The organism is Tardiphaga sp. (genome assembly GCF_044340795.1).
Classification (GTDB): domain Bacteria; phylum Pseudomonadota; class Alphaproteobacteria; order Rhizobiales; family Xanthobacteraceae; genus Tardiphaga.
In genome coordinates this window covers 1-19230 of the sequence record NZ_JBIISY010000112.1, presented here as the reverse complement: position 1 = coordinate 19230, position 19230 = coordinate 1, and the positions used below count along the sequence as shown (strand labels likewise).

General features: G+C 60.2%; 16 protein-coding genes. 4 read left to right on the top strand and 12 right to left on the bottom strand.

The window, feature by feature from the left end; all coding sequences use genetic code 11:
* The 7 genes from ACIQ17_RS18440 to ACIQ17_RS18410 all read right to left on the bottom strand — a co-directional run.
* Window positions 1-208 (bottom strand): squalene/phytoene synthase family protein (locus tag ACIQ17_RS18440; protein WP_398470514.1); only part of this gene is annotated, 208 nt, incomplete at its 3' end.
* Window positions 205-1272 carry a polyprenyl synthetase family protein gene (locus ACIQ17_RS18435; protein ID WP_398470513.1) on the bottom strand — a complete coding sequence of 356 codons (1068 nt, stop codon included), beginning with the start codon at window positions 1270-1272 and terminating at the stop codon, window positions 205-207. The genes ACIQ17_RS18440 and ACIQ17_RS18435, both read right to left, overlap by 4 nt.
* A complete protein-coding gene (idi, locus tag ACIQ17_RS18430) occupies window positions 1269-1820 on the bottom strand; it encodes an isopentenyl-diphosphate Delta-isomerase (RefSeq protein WP_228163426.1) in 552 nt (183 codons plus the stop codon). The genes ACIQ17_RS18435 and idi overlap by 4 nt, the downstream gene beginning before the upstream one ends.
* Window positions 1821-2025: 205 nt before the next feature.
* On the bottom strand, window positions 2026-2682 hold the full coding sequence (locus tag ACIQ17_RS18425; protein WP_398470512.1) for a formylglycine-generating enzyme family protein: 657 nt from the start codon (window positions 2680-2682) through the stop codon (window positions 2026-2028).
* Window positions 2683-2987: 305 nt separating this feature from the next.
* Window positions 2988-3521, bottom strand: coding sequence for a hypothetical protein (locus ACIQ17_RS18420; RefSeq protein ID WP_398470511.1), 534 nt, complete (start codon window positions 3519-3521; stop codon window positions 2988-2990).
* Between the two features lie 225 nt (window positions 3522-3746).
* A complete protein-coding gene (locus ACIQ17_RS18415) occupies window positions 3747-5558 on the bottom strand; it encodes a DUF4012 domain-containing protein (RefSeq protein ID WP_398470510.1) in 1812 nt (603 codons plus the stop codon).
* 41 nt (window positions 5559-5599) lie between these two features.
* Entirely contained in the window at window positions 5600-7105 is a 1506-nt protein-coding gene (locus tag ACIQ17_RS18410) for a polysaccharide biosynthesis tyrosine autokinase (protein ID WP_398470509.1), read from the bottom strand.
* Window positions 7106-7654: 549 nt separating this feature from the next.
* On the opposite strand from ACIQ17_RS18410, the gene ACIQ17_RS18405 reads away from it, so the two are divergent.
* Together ACIQ17_RS18405 and ACIQ17_RS18400 are read left to right on the top strand one after the other, a co-directional pair.
* Window positions 7655-8317: a type II CAAX prenyl endopeptidase Rce1 family protein gene (locus tag ACIQ17_RS18405; RefSeq protein ID WP_398470508.1), complete on the top strand. Its 663-nt coding sequence runs from the start codon at window positions 7655-7657 to the stop codon at window positions 8315-8317.
* 262 nt (window positions 8318-8579) lie between these two features.
* Window positions 8580-10088, top strand: a complete 1509-nt coding sequence (locus tag ACIQ17_RS18400; protein ID WP_398470507.1) for a Coenzyme F420 hydrogenase/dehydrogenase, beta subunit C-terminal domain — start codon at window positions 8580-8582, stop codon at window positions 10086-10088.
* An 827-nt stretch (window positions 10089-10915) separates the two neighbouring features.
* Here ACIQ17_RS18400 and ACIQ17_RS18395 read toward each other — a convergent pair.
* A complete protein-coding gene (locus ACIQ17_RS18395) occupies window positions 10916-12376 on the bottom strand; it encodes a lipopolysaccharide biosynthesis protein (RefSeq protein WP_398470506.1) in 1461 nt (486 codons plus the stop codon).
* Between the two features lie 250 nt (window positions 12377-12626).
* Here ACIQ17_RS18395 and ACIQ17_RS18390 point away from each other — a divergent pair, with 250 nt between their 5' ends.
* Window positions 12627-13469 (top strand): glycosyltransferase, encoded by an 843-nt coding sequence (locus ACIQ17_RS18390; protein WP_398470505.1) that lies wholly within the window; start codon window positions 12627-12629, stop codon window positions 13467-13469.
* A gap of 1 nt (window position 13470) precedes the next feature.
* On the top strand, window positions 13471-14631 hold the full coding sequence (locus ACIQ17_RS18385; protein ID WP_398470504.1) for a polysaccharide pyruvyl transferase family protein: 1161 nt from the start codon (window positions 13471-13473) through the stop codon (window positions 14629-14631).
* On the opposite strand, the gene ACIQ17_RS18380 is transcribed toward ACIQ17_RS18385, so the two are convergent.
* The 4 genes from ACIQ17_RS18380 to ACIQ17_RS18365 form a co-directional block, all read right to left on the bottom strand.
* Complete coding sequence (locus ACIQ17_RS18380) at window positions 14605-15291, bottom strand: glycosyltransferase family 4 protein (RefSeq protein WP_398470503.1); 687 nt, start codon at window positions 15289-15291, stop codon at window positions 14605-14607. The two genes, ACIQ17_RS18385 and ACIQ17_RS18380, sit on opposite strands and share 27 nt — an antisense overlap.
* A gap of 560 nt (window positions 15292-15851) precedes the next feature.
* A complete protein-coding gene (locus tag ACIQ17_RS18375) occupies window positions 15852-17300 on the bottom strand; it encodes a hypothetical protein (protein ID WP_398470502.1) in 1449 nt (482 codons plus the stop codon).
* Window positions 17301-17401: 101 nt separating this feature from the next.
* A complete protein-coding gene (locus ACIQ17_RS18370) occupies window positions 17402-18088 on the bottom strand; it encodes a hypothetical protein (RefSeq protein ID WP_398470501.1) in 687 nt (228 codons plus the stop codon).
* A 403-nt stretch (window positions 18089-18491) separates the two neighbouring features.
* Window positions 18492-19230: glycosyltransferase family 4 protein (locus ACIQ17_RS18365; RefSeq protein WP_398470500.1), on the bottom strand; the 739-nt coding region annotated here is incomplete at its 5' end.

The following is a 19230-nucleotide window of genomic DNA, read 5'->3' as shown; positions in this document are numbered from 1 at the left end:
GGGAGAGACCGGCGTCGTGCGCGGGCCCGTCGACGATCTCGTCGGCCACGCGCACGAGGGCGTAGATGTTCCGTACGTGCGGTCGCGGTCGCGGACCCAGCAGCCGGCACGCCAGCGCGAACGAGGTCGAGTATCTGTTGATGACGGCGGCGGCGGCGTCCTCGGCCGTTCGCGAGTACAGCGCGAGACCCGTGGCCTGTGCGCTCACGGCACGCGTCCCTGCACGGCGTAGACCAGATCGTGCAGCATCGTGCGGCAGTCCTCGGGCAGGGTGGATGCCGTCACGATCGCGCGTGCCTCCTCGAGCGTCTCCCGGACGAGATCTTCGAGCCGTGCTCGTGCCCCTGAGTCGCTCAGCGCACGCTGTGCGGCGCGGATGGCGACGGGACCGGTGTGCGCCTGTGCCAGCGCCTCGCTGACCTCCGGCCACGCCTCCGTCTCGCGCGCGAGGACGATGAGGTGCGTCTTCTTCGCCTCGCGGAGGTCGCAGCCCTCGTCCTTGCCCGACACCTCGGACGAGCCGAAGGCGCCGATGAGGTCGTCGACGAGCTGGTAGGCCAGTCCGAGCCGCTGACCGAAGCGCTCGAGCGCGGCGCGTGCGGGTCGGTCCGCCCCGGCGAGCACCGCGCCCGCCTCCAGGGGGGCCGAGAACGAGTACACGGCCGTCTTGTCGTGCGTGGTGCGCAGGATCGTCTCGGCGTCGACCTCGTGGGCCGACACCGCGTTCTCGACGTCCGCGAGCTCGCCCGCGGCCGAGACGAGGACGGCGTCCTCGACGAGCCGCAGCAGTTCGCCGCGGACAGGCGTCGGCAGGTCGGCGAGGGCGACGAGACGCCCGGCCTCGTGCAGCAGGAGGTCGCCGGCGAGGATTCCGGCCGCGTCTCCGAGGAGCGCTGCGCCGCTGTCATCCGCCCCGCGCTCGCGGCCGCGGGCGCGGAACTCCCCGCCCACGTTCGCCACGCCGCGGCGTTCGATGTCATGGTCGATGACGTCGTCGTGCACGACGAAAGCGGTGTGCAGCAGCTCGAACGCGGCGGCGACCTGGTAGAGCGCGTCACGATCTGCGTCCTTGCCGCGCAGCGTGTCGAACGCGGCGACGACGAGCAGCGGGCGGAACCGTTTGCCTCCCTCGGTGGAGCGGGCGACGGCGGATGCCAGGGCCCGGGCGCCTTCGCCGTGCCCGCGCAGGCGTCGGGCGAGGCGTGCGACGACCACCTCGATCGCGTCGTCGATCGCGGCCCGCGCCGTGGGGGTGGTCGAGAGGGCGATCATGAGGCCGCCCGGATGGCCGGTGAGCGCGAGAACAGGTGAAGCTGTTGGGCTTGGAGAACGAGCCATGGGCTGAATGCCCACGGGGTCGACTCCAGCGCCGCGGCGAGATCCGCCGGATCCACCCACCGCGATTCGGCCACTTCGGCGGGGTTCAGCCGCGGCTCCTCATCGGTGCGGGCGACGTACACGGGGCAGATCTCGTGCTCGACGATGCCGCTGGAGTCGACGGCCCGGTAGCGGAAGAGGGGGAGGGCGAGCTCGACGTCGCGGATCGTGAGTCCGACCTCGAACGCGGCGCGCCGGTGGACAGCCTGCAGGACCGGTTCGGCGGGAGAGGGATGGCCGCAGAACGAATTCGTCCAGACTCCGGGCCAGGTCTTCTTCTCGAGCGCACGTCGAGTCACGAGGACCTGGCCGTCCGCGTTGACGACATGGCAGGAGAAAGCGAGGTGCAACGCGGTATCCGTGCCGTGGACGCTGGACTTGGGCGCGGTGCCGATCTCGTTGCCCCAGTCGTCCAGGAGGACGACATACTCGGTCTCGCTCACCGTTCCTCCTTTTTGCTAGTTTAACTAGCTATGTGGCCCGACTATACCCAGGGCGCAACCGGGGTGTCCACCGGGCCAGCCGGCGTTTCGTTCCGTGCTACACGGCCGGGGGCGTGACCGACCGCACGTCGTCGCCATGGCCGAAACGTACGTCCACTGCCGGGTGACGACCATCACGATCTCTTCAGGGGCGGGTGTCGCCGCGTCAGCGCTGCCGGTCGGGGGAGGTGCGCGCCACGCGTAGGCCGACGTCGTCGAAGGCGGCACGGGGGTTCGCGCCGCGGCGCGCCGACGCGCGGACGGCCGCTCGAGCATCGCTCCACCCGCCGCCGCGGAAGACCCGGGCGTCGCTGGTCTCGGGGGCGAAGAGGTCCCAGCACCACTGCGAGACGTTTCCGAGCGTGTCGAACAGGCCGTGCAGATTGGGCAGGCGTCCGCCGACCTCGACCGGTCCCCTCAGACCGTCGGCGGCGGTCCACGCGATCTCCGGGATCGGGCCGTAGGTCGACCCCGTAGAGCCGGCCCGGCACGCGTACTCCCATTCGTCCTCAGTCGGGAGCCGGAAGCCGTCGGCCTCGATGTCCCAGTCGACGTGCTCGCCGTCGTACGCGTAGACGGGGTCGAGCCCCTCCCATTCCGAGAGGGCGTTGCAGAACCGCACGGCGCGCAGCCAGCTGACCTGAACCGCGGGTCGTCGGGGATTCTGCGCGGTGATGCCGAGGATCTCGGCCATCTGCTCCTCCGTCACGGGATAGACGCCGAGGTCGAATCCTTGGACGGTGATCTCGCGCCGGTCCGCGCCGCGCTGGTCGCCACGAAGGACGCTGCCCGCGGGGATCCGGGCCATCTCGACGTCGGTCATCGCAGCGTCATAGTGTTCCTGGATGCGCAACAGCGCTCTTCGGCCGGGGCAGTGTGGCGTGGCGGCGTTGAGGGCGACATGCCCGGGGGAGTGAGTGCGTTGTCGTTCATGGGGTCGGGGTGGGGGACTCGGCCATGCGACCAGTGAATCGTTCTCGGCGGTGGGACGCATTCGGGTTGACGTGCGGGGGAGTGCTCTCTTATGGATGCCAGGCGCGTCCGATGCTGCACCTGACGTCTACGCGCGCCGCAACGAAGAGAGCGCCGCCGGCCGTAACCGACGACGCTCTCTTCTGGGGTGATGCGTTAGGAGTTGGCCTCGCCACGGTTGCGACGCACCTTGGCCGCGACGGCGACGGTGGCGCCGGCAGCGACGAGCGCGCCGCCGCCGATCCAGATGCCCAACATCGACTGGCCGTCGACACCAGTGGTGGCAAGGGCGGTGCCGCCGGTGCTGCTTCCGGTGCCCGTGCCGCCGCCGGCTGCGGCAGCGCGCGGTCCTGTGGCGGACAGCGTGTAGGAGCCGCTCGGGCTGGCGGGCAGTGTGACGACCGCGGTCGCCACACCCGAGGAGTCGGCGGTCTTGGTGACCGATGCCGAGGTGACGGGGAGGTTGGCCGTAGCGATGTTGGCTCCCGTAACGCCGCGGCCCACTAGCGTAAACGTCACGCTTGCGCCTGGCGTGAAGCCGTCGATCGGAACGGGACCATCACCCGTGACGGTGACGGTGACGGTGTCGGGGCTGGTCGGGACGTAGGCCTGCGCGATGGCCGGGGCAGCGAATAGCAGCGTGCCCGCGATCGTCGCCGAGGCTGCCGCCTTGGTGAGCTTGTGCTTCATGACTGCCTGCTTTCAATCCGGGCAACCGGTACTGTGGTGGGTCCGCTCGTTCCTGGTATCCGTTTGCTGCTCAGATCGGGACGAGAATGAAGCGGGTTTACGTGCTGAGAGACAATCTGAGTATTCCCTAGGTGTCTGCTGGGTTGCAAACTGAGTCGGTTTCCATTGCGTAAACACTCGTCTCACGTCCACACGCACGTGGGAGCAAAGCTGTCCCTGCTCGGGTTAGCGGAGGCTCCCGCCCAGGGGGTCCGAGCGCGTCTCGCAGGATGTGGCTATGACGGGAGCAAGAGCACTGTCCACAGTCGGAGTAACAAAAGCCTCAGCATCGACGGCAGTCGACAGTCCTTTTACCACGACGGTGACGTCCGCCGAGCTCTGAGGGGCTAGATCTTGTCCGTAGGTCAGCACGGAATACCCGTCGAACTCATCTACTTCGAACGTTGCCCCATCCGAGGCGGTTGCTGATACGAGGTCATATCCCTTTGGAAGGTAAAGGTTCCCAATAACGCGCGCTGTACCCGGGGCGACGCCGTACACGCCGCCGCCCGTGATGTACCAGGGAAGGCGCCTGTCCGCGTCCGCCGGCGCCGCGTTCGCGAGACTCACTCGTAGGGCGAGTTGCTGAGAAGTGGGCTCGCCGGTTCGCTGGCAAGAATCCCAACTCAACTCCACCTCTGGTTTCACGTAGTAGCTCATCTTCGAACCCGTGCCGTCGTTGAGAAAAACGCCGAACCGCGCGGTCCGAGTGTCACTTACAGGCAACGCCCCAGCGAGCGTCGTGCCCGCCAGGACCGCCTGCTCCGATGGATCCGCGCTCCATACGTAGACACGGTGTTCGTCGGCTGCGCGGCTCAGGGCCGCAACCAGGGCACCCACTGAACCGCGGCCGGTGAGTAGTGCCTGAAATATTGCTCCCGTGGTTCGCTCGAAGAACGCGTCCTGTTCGCCGGGATCCGTGAACTGCAGATAAACATCATTCATGAGCACCTCGGCGGCGTTGCTAGAGGTCAACGTTGTTCCTCCGGGCACCTCCACTGGCCCGGTGGCTTCCAGGAGGTACGACAGTGCGACTGGATCCACCGCGATCACGCCATCGACAGCAATGCCTGTCGACTTTTGGTACATCTCCCGGGCCAAGTTGCCGTCGATGGCGAAGTCGGGGATCTGGGTCAAATTATGGAAGTAACGAGCCGGTTTGGTGCTGTAAAGCTCCTTCGCAGCCGGTGGGAGATCCACGAGCTGTCCCTGGAGCGCGTGCGATAGGGACGTCGCTGAGTCGCTGCGGGTCAGCGAGATTGCGCCTTCGTGAGTAGTGAGGAGAACGGTGCTACCTGTGATTCCCCCCAGTGACCGCCATTCCGCATTGTTCTGCACGAGGACCAGGTAAGCCCGCTGCCTGTCCTGGCCGAGCATACTCGGCAGAAGTATGGATGTGCGAGAGAGTGCATCGAGGGCTTCCGCCGACTTGCTGAACGCGTCGGTCGCTTGTTCCACCGCTGCGTTGACCACCCCCAGGAGCGGCGTTCTGTCGATATCTTGCGCTGCATCTGCCGCTTCGCGCGCGTTGCGCGCGGCTTCCTGCGCCGGTTCAGAAATATCCGACAAGGCATGGACGTCGATCTGTCCGTCAATGGGCTTCAGCGACCCGATCGAGGTGTTCTTGGCTGCTACCGCTAGCGGCAGGAGACCGCGTCCAAGCAGCTGATTGGCGGAGCTGGAGACGGTCGCAAATGCGGCAAGTTGCTGACCAATCCACGGCGTCAGCTCGGCGATCTTCCATATCGGATCAGAGGTCAATCTGTGTGCCTCGGAAGCATCCGAAGCTAGCTGATCGAGAGCCGGCGCCCCGTCTGCTACATCTCCGGCCAGGTTGGCAGCCTTGCCTTGAATTCGCGACATGTGCTCATAGGCGAACGCGCCGCGAATGCCAACCCAAAAAATCACGAAGGCGACCAGCAGCAGGGTAAAACCGAAGCACCACGCGGTAACTCGACCGGCGAACTGCGCTGACGAGCGCTGCGCGTATCTGGTCAATTGTGCGACTTTCTAAATGCTAGGCCCGGTTCAAGTGGTAGTCAGGACCTTCCCCTTCTCTCGCGCGATTCGCGCCGAGAGCGACTGTCCGCCTTCTCGTGTGAAGATGCTCCTTCGCGTTTCGTGTTCTTTCCGCGTCGGCCAGACTTCCGACCCTTAGACTTGCTCCCGTCCGCCTCGACGCCGTATCCGTATCCGTATCCGTACCCGTATCCGTAGGACGTGTGGTAGGAATCGGGCCCACGTGTGGGCACCATGGACATCACGAAGCCCGCCAGCTTTGCGTCCACAGTGCTGAGGGCCTCTGTCGCGAGAGCCAGCTGGTGACGTGTCGTGCGGCCAGCGCAGACAATCATGATGGCGCCACTAGTAGCGCGCGCAAGGATCGCAGCGTCGGTTACGGGGAGTAGCGGGGGGGCGTCGCAGAGAAGCACATCGAACTGACTCTCGAGCGTGGCAAGCAACGCGTTCATCTGTTCAGATCCGAGTAGCTCGCTGGGGTTAGGGGGAACTTTCCCAGCAGGCAACACCCAAAGGCTGCGCCCGCCCCATGGCAGCATGACGTCGGCGATGTTGGCGCGGCCGATCAGGACGTCTGTGAGTCCTGCGCTGCCCTCAATGCCAAGGTACTCGGCAACCTTCGGTTTCCGCAGGTCGGTGTCGATCAATGCGACGCGCTTGCCTGCATCGGCAAGAGCCACCGCGAGGTTGATTGTAGTCGTGGACTTTCCTTCTGCAGGGATAGAGCTAGTGATTACGAAACTCGCTCGGCCACCCATATCCAGGAATTGCAGGTTTGTGCGTAGGGCGCGAAACGACTCCGTGCGCGGGCTGGACGGATCGACGTGGACGATCAGAGGGCGTTCCTTTGCCTTCTCGTCGTACGCGATGGCTCCGATACCGGGCGCATCGGTGATCAGTTCCGCCTCGCGAGATGTCCGCACACGGCTGTCAAGCCGAGTGCGGATCACGCCTACTGCAACGCCGAGTACAAGGCCAGCAAGTCCTCCCAGCAGAAGATTTAGCGAGACGTTCGGGCTTGACGCCTTCGATGCTGGTTGGGCATCCCGCACGCGCGTCAGACGAACAGGACTTGAGCCGTCAGCGGCCTCAGGCTCAAGTCGTGGCACTGCTATAGAGAGGCTCTCTGCGACGGCGTTCGCGACATCCGCCGCAAGGATAGGGTCGGTGTCGGTGACAGAGATTGTGATGAGCGTGGAGTTGAGTTCGGCCGACGCCGCCACCTTTCCTGCTAACGCGTAAGCGGACTCAGGCAGCCCAAGGTCCTCAATCACCGGGGCCAGCACGGCGGGCGTGTCAACCAGGCCCACGTAGGTATTGATACGAGCCTGAGTGAAGCTTGAGCCCTGCTGTAACTCAGCCGTCGTGCTCCCACCTTGCGTGGACACAAAAACGGTGCTTGATGATTCGTAGGTCGGTACGCGTGTCGCTGTGTAGGCAGCGGCAGCAGCGATCCCAACCACGACTAACGTGACCGCTACCAACCAGTTCCTGCGGAGGATTCGGATGTAGTCGCTGAACTCCATGTTCCCTCTCGAAGGTGGGCCGACCATCGGGGTCGACCGCAAAATCCCGCTAAGTCTGACACACAGACTGTTTCGAACCGGCACCGGTAGTGAGAACGATCTGTGCAAGACGAACAGGTCCCGCGGTAGATCGTCGAGCTGTTGCGCTTTGTTGAGCAGCAGCAGCTACCCTTCGTCGTCCCTGATCGTCTCGTTTTGCACCACCCGAGACCGCCACGAGAGGAGATCGCAAGCAGTGTCGGCGGTCGAGATCCGGTGCTCGTGCGGGAAAGACAAGAACGAGCGACGAGCCCTCCCCACGCCGTGGGATCGTAACTGATCTAGCCGACGAGATAAGTGTTCGGTACAGTCCTCGAGCACCATGGTGAGTCCTGCGCAGCCGACAGTTGACATCGCAGTGCCCCAGCTTGTCCGCATGCCAGTCAAGATCGTGAGGCCGTCGAGGTGCCCGTGACATCCAATCGCACTGCACTGCCACCTCCACACGAACGACGTCAGCGTGCGAGCCGGGGGAAACGCCAAGCTGACTGGCGAGACCGCGGAAGGAGGTTGCCCGGATCAAGTACCCGTGTTCTCGCCGCCGCCTTCCTCGGTTTTGGGGTAGGCATCGTGGCGGGTGCGGCGCTATCCCGCCTTGTCCCCGACGCGCCGATAGCGAGTTCGTTGGCAGTGTGGGTGGGGCTCGTTCTCCCGATCATGTATTTCTTCGTGCGAGTGAACCCGGTGGGACTCATGAGATTTCGCGCGGTCGACGTTATCTGGGCGCTTGGCTTTAGCCTGCTCTTACGCTCGTTGCAGTGGGTTTCTGCCGCTGGTTGGACGCAACCGTTCCCGAATTTGTTCGCCATCGACGGATCGTTGCTCGTGAATTGGTGGTTCATACTTCCGGCTGCAGGTATGGTGGGGCCGACGATCGAGGAAATCTTCTTTCGAGGCGTGATCGTAGTTACCGTATTCGAGGCCGTTCGATCCAGGGTTGGCATAGTTGGTGCAAGCCTGACGTCGATACTGGCATCTGCAGGTGGATTCATCCTATTGCACGCGGCCTTTGATCAGCTAGCGTCCGCGGATGCTTTTACTTTGTTCGCACTAGCGGCTGTCTGTGCCGCGCTCGTGATCATGACCGGGCGAATCTGGGGCGCGATTCTGATCCATGTCTTTTATAATGGCGTGTACGTCCTGGTACTTGTTGTCGGGACGCTACTCGCCTGACTCCTGTTGGCTAGGTCTTATCGCACGATCTCACGGTGGGAATCAACTGCGCGACGACCGGCTGCGGGAGGCGTACCCCCTCGCCAACCGGGCTTCCGCGTGAATCAGGACGTTGGCTGCCGTTTGAAGGGGCCGAAGCAGTGATTCAAGTTGGCGCTCGGCGGTCGGTAGTACACAGACAGAGCGCCGGGTGGGTTGACCACCGCTGAGTCCGACCGTGTCGCAGTCTTCGACGTATCGGGACAATAGGTCGGCGGGGCCTATGCTTGAGTCTAAGAACCCGCATCGCCGTCGCAGATCACTCATTGATCGAACTTCTGTCAACTCGCGGCACGCGTGTAGCGGCGATCCATTGGCTGGTAGGGGAAAGATTGATATGTCACACACTATCGAGGATGTGGTCGATCGAGGTATGTGCATTGGGTGCGGGGTGTGTTCGACTGCCACCGGCGGGCGGATATCGTTGCAACTCTCGCGGACTCGGCTGTATGAGGCCGATCTGACCGGAGTGTCCGCACCCGACCGACGCCTGGGTAGTGCTGTGTGTCCATTCTCTGACGACGCGCCGAATGAATCCGAGCTCGGGGCTCCTCATGGGCAGAACGACGATCTATGGCACGAGGTCGTCGGTTCATACTCGTACGTCACCGCCGCCCGCGTTGCATCCGAAGATTACCTCCTCGGTTCAAGTTCCGGTGGAATGACCTCATGGATCGCAGGCGAACTGCTCCGGCTGCATATGGTCGACCGAATCATTCACGTTGGTGCGGCCCAAGAGCCCAACGTTGAGAAGTTCGAGTACAGGATCTCCGACATCGACGCAGTCGCCGAGAACCGTAAGTCCATGTACTACGCAACCTCCATGCGAGAGGTGCTGGACCTCGTTCGCTCGACTGACCAAACGTTTGCGCTCATTGGTGTTCCGTGCTTTATCAAAGCCACGCGCCTACTTATGCTCCAAGACCCGGTCCTGAACCATCGTCTGAAGTTTTTCATCGGTCTCGTATGTGGGCATCTAAAGAGCCAGCTTTTTGCTGAGTCGCTCGCCTGGCAGTTGGGAGTTCCTCCGGCGAGCTTCAAATCTATAGATTTTCGTGTTAAGAATGCCAATAGACCCGTTGGAGACTATGACACGGAAGTTACGAGTACGAGCGGGCTTCGACGTAAATCTTGGACAATGTCTCTGGTCGGCGGAAATTGGGGGCACGGCGCCTTTCAGCCCAACGCCTGCAACTTTTGCGACGATATATTTGCGGAAACTGCAGATGTTGTCCTCGGTGACGCCTGGCTTCCGCAATTTCAAGATGAATGGCGCGGGACAAATGTTGTGGTTTCGCGCAACGTTGAGATTAACGGCCTGATTAGAGATGGTGTCGCTCGGGGCGAGCTAGAGACTATGGATCTAACTGTGGAAGAAGCGGCTCTGTCGCAGGCCGGGAATGTGAGGCATCGGCGGTTGGGGCTTGCGGTACGACTCGCTGATGATCGGGCCGCCGGCCTATCTGTGCCTCGGAAGCGGGTCACGCCCGACGCGAGCGTTGTGGGAAAACGTCGACGCGCCCTCATTCGGCAGCGGCGGCGAATGAGCGAATTAAGTTTCGAGCTTTATGACGAAGCGAGAAGTGCCGATGATATCTCACGCTACACCGCCGGAATGCAAGCGCAGATCGCTCGATACCACAAGATTGAGTATTCGCTCGGACGACGTATCGTTCGCTGTATTAAGGCTGAGTTAAGTAGGGTGAGACGCTTCGTGCCGCGGCGAGGATAGGGCTCGACGTTCGACAGGTATCGTACGCTCGCGCTTCTATGCAGACAGTTCTACGACCGATCCTGCGGCCCGGCAGCATCGGAGGGATCGAATCGACCGGTTCATCTGCGCAAGGTCATTCCGTTCGCTTCGCAGGCCGCGGCAACTCTGTCTCACACGGGTCGCGTGAGCAGGCCGATGACCGATACGGCTGTTGCACGGCAGAGGGTGCCTAAACCATCGCTCGCGGATAATCGAAAGCAATTATGCGATCGGGATGAGTCAAGGGCAACCCGTCCACCATGCCTTAACAAACGCGGCGGATTGATACGAAACCTGATGTATCCACTCACTGACGGACATGTCTTCGTCCACCCCAACAACAGTGACGGGAGTTTCAAGGCACTTGGCAAATATATACCGTGTGCGCGCGACATGCGGAGTGAAGGTGATGACTACAACTTTCGCCTCGGTCCGGTCCTTCAAGAAGTTTCGAAGGAGTGCGGTCTCCCCCTTGGTGGTAAACGGTTCCGGTGTCAAACACGTGACACCGCTATCCTGGCAGCGCCCATTGAGATCTTCCGCGGCGAAGTCTCCTCCTGGGGCGGAGACTGATATTAGTGAATCTGCGGAAGGGTAATCATCCCTGAGCTTCATTTCCATCTTCATTCGGTTGGGTGTGGGTGGGCCCAGAACCATGATGACATCGGGTGTATCAATGTTGTCCTTCGGGGGGAATCCGTATAATGCCACGGCTGCGATCGAAGCCAGAATAGTGCCTACTGTGATCGCGACAGCCGTCCGTACGGCGTTCATTCGAAACCTCGCCCAAGAGCTTCGTTGCATGGTCAACCCCGGGCGCGAGAACGGAGCGCGGATCGAGCCAACCAGATTCCATCTCTCAGCTGTGATCTAGCTTGGGGGAACGCCATCGCGATGCTGAAAAATATAACGCTGGCTCCGCCTGCACTAAGGGAGATAGCTGCAAAGGGACCAAGCTGGTCGAGGTAATGGAAGGCTGCACCCACCGCAGAGAACGCCGCGCCCGCTGCAAACAGCATGATCAGTCCATGGCCGAGAAATTTCGAAGAGTCCTGGTGGGCCGTACGGGCGAGCCAGACGAGATTAACCGGCCAAGAAACTGCGAGACTGAGCGCATAGGCGCCTGCTACAGCCAGTGGGCCATAGGGGACGCTGAGCACAATGAGCACCACCGTGAACGGCTTCGTTATCAGGTTCTGATATAGGAGTTGGCGACTCTGGTCGTGGAGGATGAAAGACCAATAGCTGGTGATCCCGAATGGGGCAAACCAACCGGCCACCGCGAGAACTTGTACCATCCCTACAGCTGGAGACCATTGCGATCCGAGTACCGTCGAGATGAGCCAAGGAGCCGTTGCCGCAAGCATCAGGTAGACCCAGGTCAATGGAATTCCGATGACAAACTGTAGTCTCAACAGGAGGGAACCCAAAGAGGAGCCCTCTGCGATCAATGCATTGAAGGTGGGGACGACGACGCTTGTCAAGGGATCGAGGATTGAACGCGGAAGTAGATAAAGCTGGAAGGCTCTATTGTAGTAGCCTAGCGGCGTGGCCCCCCATACCGATCCGATCGCCATTGTATCGGCATTATTTGCAGCAAACGCCAAGAATTGGGCCATGCCAAAGTCGGTCCCGGCGGCGACCAGCTTGCGAGACCCGCTCCGACGGCGCGGAATTGATGGGCGCCATCGAGTCACTGCAAGACGCAGCGCGAGCAACGCAACGCCGCTGCCAATACTCTGAATGACAAGTGCCCAGTACCCCAGCCCAATAGTCGCGGCTAGTATCGCCCCCACGAGCGCTATGGTCATCGCGATTACATCAGTCACCGCGAGGGCGGTGAACCTCATACGGCGCGCAAGTTGGACTTGAAGCTGCGTCTGCATCCCTCCCAGGAGGAGACCTATCGCCATTGCCGGAACCACTGCGAATAGACGTGGCTCTGAATAGAACGCGACAAGCAGCGGTGTCATCAAACTAACGATAATGGCGGCGATTAGGCCAAGACCGCTACTAATCCAGAAGACATTTGATGCTTGCTGTTGCGAAAGATCTTTTGCTTGCAGAGCCGCAGTTGACATTCCGAAGTCCCGGAACTGGTCTGCCAGTGCCAGCACGACCGCTACCATCGCGATGATCCCGTAATCAAGGGGATTCAGGAGCCTCGCCAGAACAACGACGCCTACGGTCTGCACTAGGAGTTTGATGACCTGGTTCGCAACTATGGTTCCGCCACCGCGCGCACCGCGCCTAACAACGTCGGTCATCACACCTACAACCTAACCTAGGTTTCTCAACAGCGCATGAAGCGGTTGTTACGATTCGCGTTCGCGTGGAGCTCGCGGCAGTATGGTGAGGACAGAGTTGCTACGTGGATCAGGTGGAAGAATGGGTGGCGGTCCGAGTCGGTGCATCATCGTCGTCAGACGTGACGCGAGGAGTCTACCTAATGGTATTCGCCGTAGGGTGGAGCACCTTGTCGATCACTGTGAGGCGACCGGTCGTTCGGTGAAGACTGTGACGCTCGCCGAGTTCGCCCGGCAATTTCATCGACTTCTGTGGGAGCGCCATAGCCGGCCGGACGAGGTGCAGATATTTTTTGTTGCACTCTTGCAACCTACGATGGCTCGAGCGGGTGTAATTTTCGCACTGCTTGGCCTCAGGGTCATTGTGGACGTGTGCGACAGTATAAATCTTCTGGGAACGGCTCTGTCGGGCCACATTGGGCTGCAGCAGACGGTTCGCAAGATGTCCAGTTCACTCAAGATGGCTCCGCGTCGTATGCATATCAGCTATATATCGGAGCGTGATGCTGCGGCAGACGCCGGATTCGATTTTGGATGCAAGGTTGCGGTTGTGGGTCCTACGGCTCCCCGGGACATCCTAATTCTCGCGAACTCCTCCATTGGACAAATTGAAAGATTCGCAATAAGCGGAGACTATCGTTCGGAGCATACGGCGCGGGGCCTGCGAGTCGTGCTCAAGGCGTGGATGAGATTCCACTTGGAGAGACCGGAGATGCTCCTCCACGTTTACGGTCAGAACGTCGATATTTTGGGCGAGGTTAAGGGCGCAGTTCTGCACGGATTCGCGCCTGAACTGGCGTCGATATACGAGGGCCGCACGGCGATTCTTGTGCCGAACGAACTACAGAGTGGTGTACCGAACAAAGTGGTCGAAGCGGTTGCCGCTCAGCGCCCTATCGTCGGCCATGAGAGTCTTCGTGAGCTGCTTGATGACGCCTCCGGGTTCTTTGGCTTTGAAGACGAGGACAGTGCCCTCGCGGCGATTCGAGCTGCGGCCGACTGTGAGCTGACTCGAGAGTATCCAAGACTCTCGTACAAGCGTGAACGGGAGTGACATGAAGAAAAGTGGACGGAGACGCGTTGCGATCTTGACGTTTCCCCCCAGCCGGAATCCAAACTACGGCGGCATTCTGCAGGCGTGGGCCTTACAAAGGGTCGTTTCGGACCTCGGGTTGGACGTGCGGATTATTGAAGAGGGTGGCGGGCTACGTGAGCTGCTGCGGCAATGGCGATCGGCCGTTCTAGGCAGTCTTGGCTCGATTGCAGCCGAGCATTTGAGCCCAGAGCCTTTCGGGCGACTTGCTGGACACGCCGGGGATCGGCGTGTGACCAAGTTCTCGCGGCAGAATCTCAGATTGGCTCACCTGCGCCGGTCGCAAGGTAAAATTCCAGCAAATGCCACCGCACGGTACTCGGCGTATATAGTTGGTAGTGACCAGGTCTGGCGTCCGGACTACGTGGACCTCGACTGGTTCCTTCTCGGTTTTCTTGGCAAGGACCCGCGGCCCGTTCGCGTGGCGTACGCCGTTTCGTTTGGAAATGCATCAGTCACACTCGACGTCGACGCCCAAGAGAGGACCGCGGCGCTTGCTGCAAAGTTCGACGCTATCTCTGTTCGAGAAGCTTCCGGTGTTGCGCTAACAAAACAGCTGTGGGGTGCTCCGTCTGTTCATGTGCTTGACCCCACGCTTCTCTTGTCTGGCTCCGACTACCTGAATATAGCAGAGAGCGGCGTACGCTCTGCGGGCAAGTCTCCGTCAGGGATCGCTGCCTATATCCTTGACTCTCATGCCGATGTTCTAGAGGCCGTGCGTGCCATTGCACTCTCGGCTGGCTCAACTACCTCAAACCTCATGTGGTCGGAATCACGTCGTGCTCGTCGACGGACAGTCGGGGAATGGCTGGCTGGAATCTCGTCCGCTGAGTATGTTCTGACTGACTCCTACCATGGATGTCTATTTGCGATAATCATGCGCAAGCCATTCCTTGTGATACCCAACCAGTCTAGAGGTGCTGAACGTTTTGCAAGCGCGCTTGCATTCATGGGGCTAGAGAGGCGTTCCGTGAGTGTGCAGGAATGCACGCTTGATCGGCTGCGTGAGCCAATCGATTGGCAGACCGTGGAGGAGAGGTTGAGCGTTGGGAAATCTAAATCGCTTCAATTTCTGCGCGACTCATTGCTTCCTGTATTACGTGGAGATAATGTCCTCGAGTGACAGCGAGAACAATTCTTGGTAATGATCCCATGTATGATCAGCGGCTGTCCTGAGTGCCATTCGCGAGACACGCCTGAGATTGTCCTGATCACGACTGATCTTGACGAGAAGCTGCGCGAGTAGATCTGACTGTGCAGCAGGCGTAATCCATCCGTCGATGCCATCCGTGATGATATCCGTTGCAAAGGTGTGAGGAGTGACGATTGCCGGCGTGCCCGCGGACATAGCCTCGATCGCGACAAGTCCAAACCCCTCCGCTAGGCTCGGCATCACCATCACCGAGCAGGATGCCATCACCTCCTTCAGCGCGCTCCGAGGCATGGACCCGAGGAATCGTACATTGTCATGCCTCTGGAGAATCTTGGTTCGGATCTGATCGCTAGCGGGTCCTGCGATCCAAAGCTCCGCACCTGGGATATCGGCCGAGGCGACGGCGTCGAGCAGGTAACCTATCCCCTTCCGCTGGTTAACCTGGCCTGCAAATAAGATCCGAAACGAATCGTGACTGCCAGCGGATTCAGGCTGCTCTCGGACGTCCGTGCCCAACGCGACCACACGGAGCTTCTCTGACGCGACTCCGGCGGAGATGAAGGTTTCTTTCGCGAAGCTGCTCGGGACAATAATGGCGTCGGCCAGGAAGATCTCCTCGTCCAAACGCATTGCATCATGTCCGACAATATCGTGTCCCTGAAGGAACGGAGCCCATTCTGCGTTCCTTCTTGCTTCCTCGTGAAGGTAGGTTTCCATCCAACGATGGTGCGCGATCGGGTAAAGAAGTACCTTCTTCGCGCGTGCAGACTCGCGGAAGACTTCTAGGGCGGATGTGTACTGCGAAATGACGACCCCGGGCGCGTCCGTTCTCGTCGCCCGAAACGCACGAGCAGCTTGCGTTCGAAATGCTTTGGTCCGCCGATCGATGAGAATCTCAGAGTGTCGCGGGGCGACACGCGAACCGATAAACGCCGCGACCTCGTGCGTAGATGCAAGGCGCTGGATTGCGTGACGCGGCAGCGTGGCAGGCAGACGTCGCCGTAGGAGTTCTCGGGAGAGGCGGCGAGACGACGTCGCATGCGCTGATCTCATCAGGATGTGATCGTGGGGCCACAGTGAAGAGGTGAGGAATCGAACGTCGTGGCCTCGGCGGGACAAACCGACAGCTGCCTGTACGGGCTCCGGATGGGAACCGGAACTGAGGACCCATATTTTCCTCTTCGCGTTCATCATTTTCTGCGGGTAGGCGCTGCGCGCCTGAGTTGGAATCGCTGAGACGCAGCCTGTTGACGCCATCGAACCCATCCGACGGCAATCAACGCCGGGAGCGCGGCGATCATTAGTCGCTGTGCGTCGAAGGATATACTGCCTCTCATTATCGGGAATATGTAGGCGGTCGTCATTATCAGAATGTACGTGGAGACGAGGGTGCTGGAAGACCAAGCTCTGCGAGTGAGGAGGCCGAGCAAAGCCCCGAAAAGGCCCGGAAGAACCACGATACCAAAATATCCGAAGTTGAAGTACGGCTCGCTATAGAATCCAAACGAGAACCCAATTCCTTGCGCGTCCAGCGCGGGGAATAGCACTGCGTTGAGAACTTGGTCAACGGACTCTGGCTTCGCCTTCCACACGTCGCGGGGGATGACTGACCCGATTGCGCCGAGATATGTCCAGCCCATCTGGTAGTCCAACACACCGCTGCTCTGAGCGTGTATCTGAACCTCAAACGCATCGACCATCGCTGTATCAAGCCCTCCGACGAAGCCTTCCAATGCGTTCGACGGGTCCAATGCGCTGGCGATAGACGTGGTTAGGGAGCCGCCCTCCGCCAGTTGATCACGCCATATTCGGGGAGCGACTATACCAAAGATGAAGAGTGATGGTACCCACACGACAACACGGTGAGGCGACAGCACTTTTGGATTTGTGGTGAGCATGACCAGAACCACGGCCAGGGCCACCGGAATGAAAACTGACCTGTTGCCTCCAGCAATGTCGGGATAGAGCGAGATGCACAGCACTGCCATGCAAATGTAGCTAGCTCGACGATCTCCTCTTAGTCGGAAACCTAACATGAGAAGAATGAGCGCGCCGATGGAAAACTGAAGACCGGAGGTGAAGTAACCAGATGCTGCCACGGTGGCGCTCCGCGACATGGCCGAGCGCCCCGAGGTGACACCAGTGACGTAGTTGCCAATTCCGGTCTGTACTACGTAGACAGAATATAGAGCGTATCCACAAACCGTAACAAAAATCAGCGCGCGTTTGAGTGGTACCCACTCGTTATTCGCCATCTTCTGTACGTGGAAAATCGGAAGAGTTGAGGGACTTCCACGCAGGGCGCAGGCAAATCCCACACACATCGCGCAGAATCCAAAGCCAGAAACAAATGAACTTTGTAGATATTCGGGGCCGTACGCAGCGAACGTGAACACATTCAGACTGTTCGCGTAATAGTACTGATATAGCGGTCGCGCTACAAATAGCAATGCCTGGCAGTACGCCACGACGGCAATTGGGGATAAGGCATGAATGGGCGGCCCAATGAGGCGTGCAATGATTAGACCCGATGCGAGAAATCCACAGGCCACGAGTATGCCTGACCGTGCGTAGACGCTTGATAACACCTCTGGTGTCTGTGCCGTGAGTATGATCATCACAAGAATGATCACAAGCACGCAGAAGAGCCAAGCATCACCTCCGCCCTCGCGGTCTGACCGGCCGGTCAGCAACCTGTCTAAGCTATTTGCGTCTCTGCGTGACGTTGCCTGAGGCGATCTCACGGTTGCACCAGTTTGCCTGCGAATTGTTCGGCCCCTCTCGGCGTCCCGCGTCCGCGTGGTTTTCTCCTGACGGCTCGTGATATACCGTCGCCGATCGACATCGGGTCCAACGAAACGTGCTCGGCCAAATCCGGAAAGCGGCTGGAGTCTGAGCGAAGGCTTTCGGCGCCGGCGGTCACGACGGGTACCCCGGCGGCCACCGCCTTTGCGAAGATTCCACTCGGTCCCTCATTCGAGTGCGCCAGGACGATTGCGTCGAGGGCGAGCAGCATCGAGTCGAGCTCGACATCGGATAGCAGTCGCGCCTCGCGGACACTCAGACCAGTATTCGAAAGAGGGCGTAGCCACGTTTGCACCTCACTCTCTTCACGCTCGGCGACCCCGGCAACTACTAAACCAAACTCGTCACCCAGACCGCTAATCGCCGACGCGACGACGTCAACGTTCTTTCTGCCGCCAATCGCTCCAAGTACACCAACCCAGTACTTCGCGCCCGGCGCTTGCAGGGACCATTGGTGCCTATACGCTTCCGTCAGACTGTGATCCGCCTCAAATTCGACCGGATCGCGTATCTCCCACTTGTTCAGCGGTGTATCGGACTGACTGGTCAACTCATAAGGTCTATGATCTGTCAAATTTCGCGCAGCAAGTCGTGCGAGCCGTTTAGCCATGAATATGCCCATTCCGCGCCACCCCGGTGATGTCGCTCCAGAGCGCATAATGACCAGACTAGTTCTTCCTGGCCATCTCGGCGTCCTCAATATGAGCGGTACTAGCCAGGTATCGGCCTCTACAAACACGGTAGGCACGGCCGCGTCACGTGGAACCTCCGTTCGGATGTTGGCCACGGAGAAATCTACCAACTCGGTGACTCTAATGCGTCCAGCCATTGAACCCAGGTGCAGTTCAAATTCAGGCGACGCCAATGTACCGCTCCTAACGATAAGGTGAGGAGTGCGAGACCGATCCAGCACTTCTTGGAGTACGAGCCGAGCGTATAGGAGTCTGTGTCCAAGGTAGCCTGGACAAACAACCACCTGTGTAATCTGAGGTGGGAGAGGGCGTCCTTCTTGATCGAAATCCGCGTTACCGTTCAGGTTGTTCATCCGCCGTCCCTTGCTGCAGTCGGGAGAAGTAGGCCCTGTTCAACTCCGCGACCACGGCACGTGCGTAGACGCTCCATGACGTCACACGCGAGGTCTCCTCGCGTAGCCGCACGGCGCGGGCAAGGCGAGCGTCTTGAGCAAGCGCCGACACATCCATCAGGCATGCGCGTAGCTCGTCCACATTCCCGGGTTGAACTATTCGCGCATCATCAGGGCCGAGAAGTTCAGCGGCGCCTACCGCGGATGTGGTGATAGTCGGGAGACCAGTAGCTGAGGCTTCTATCAGGGCCAGGCCGAAGTTGTCCTCGATGCTGGGATAGACGAATGCATCCGCCCTCGCGAGTCTGTCAGTTAGGGAGCTATGTGGAAGAACACCCAGGTAGTGCACATTCTCTGGCACGTTTAGAAGCAACGTGTCATCCACAATTGGGCCTATAAGCTCCAGTTCGCACCGAAGGCCACGGGCTGCTCGTATGACGAACGGGACTCCTTTGCGTCGGCTAATCTGACCGACGTAGACGATCCTAGGAACTGAGTTTGGCTTGAATGCGGCATCCAAAGTGGGGCCAAAACGATCGAAATCAACACCGTACGGTGTTTGAACGACTTCGGCGTTGGATCGGACGTCACGCAGCTGATTAGTGACGATTGTTGACGGTGAAAGAATGACATCTGCTTCGTGGATCTCGTTCTCGATGCGATCGATCAACGCCGGTGAG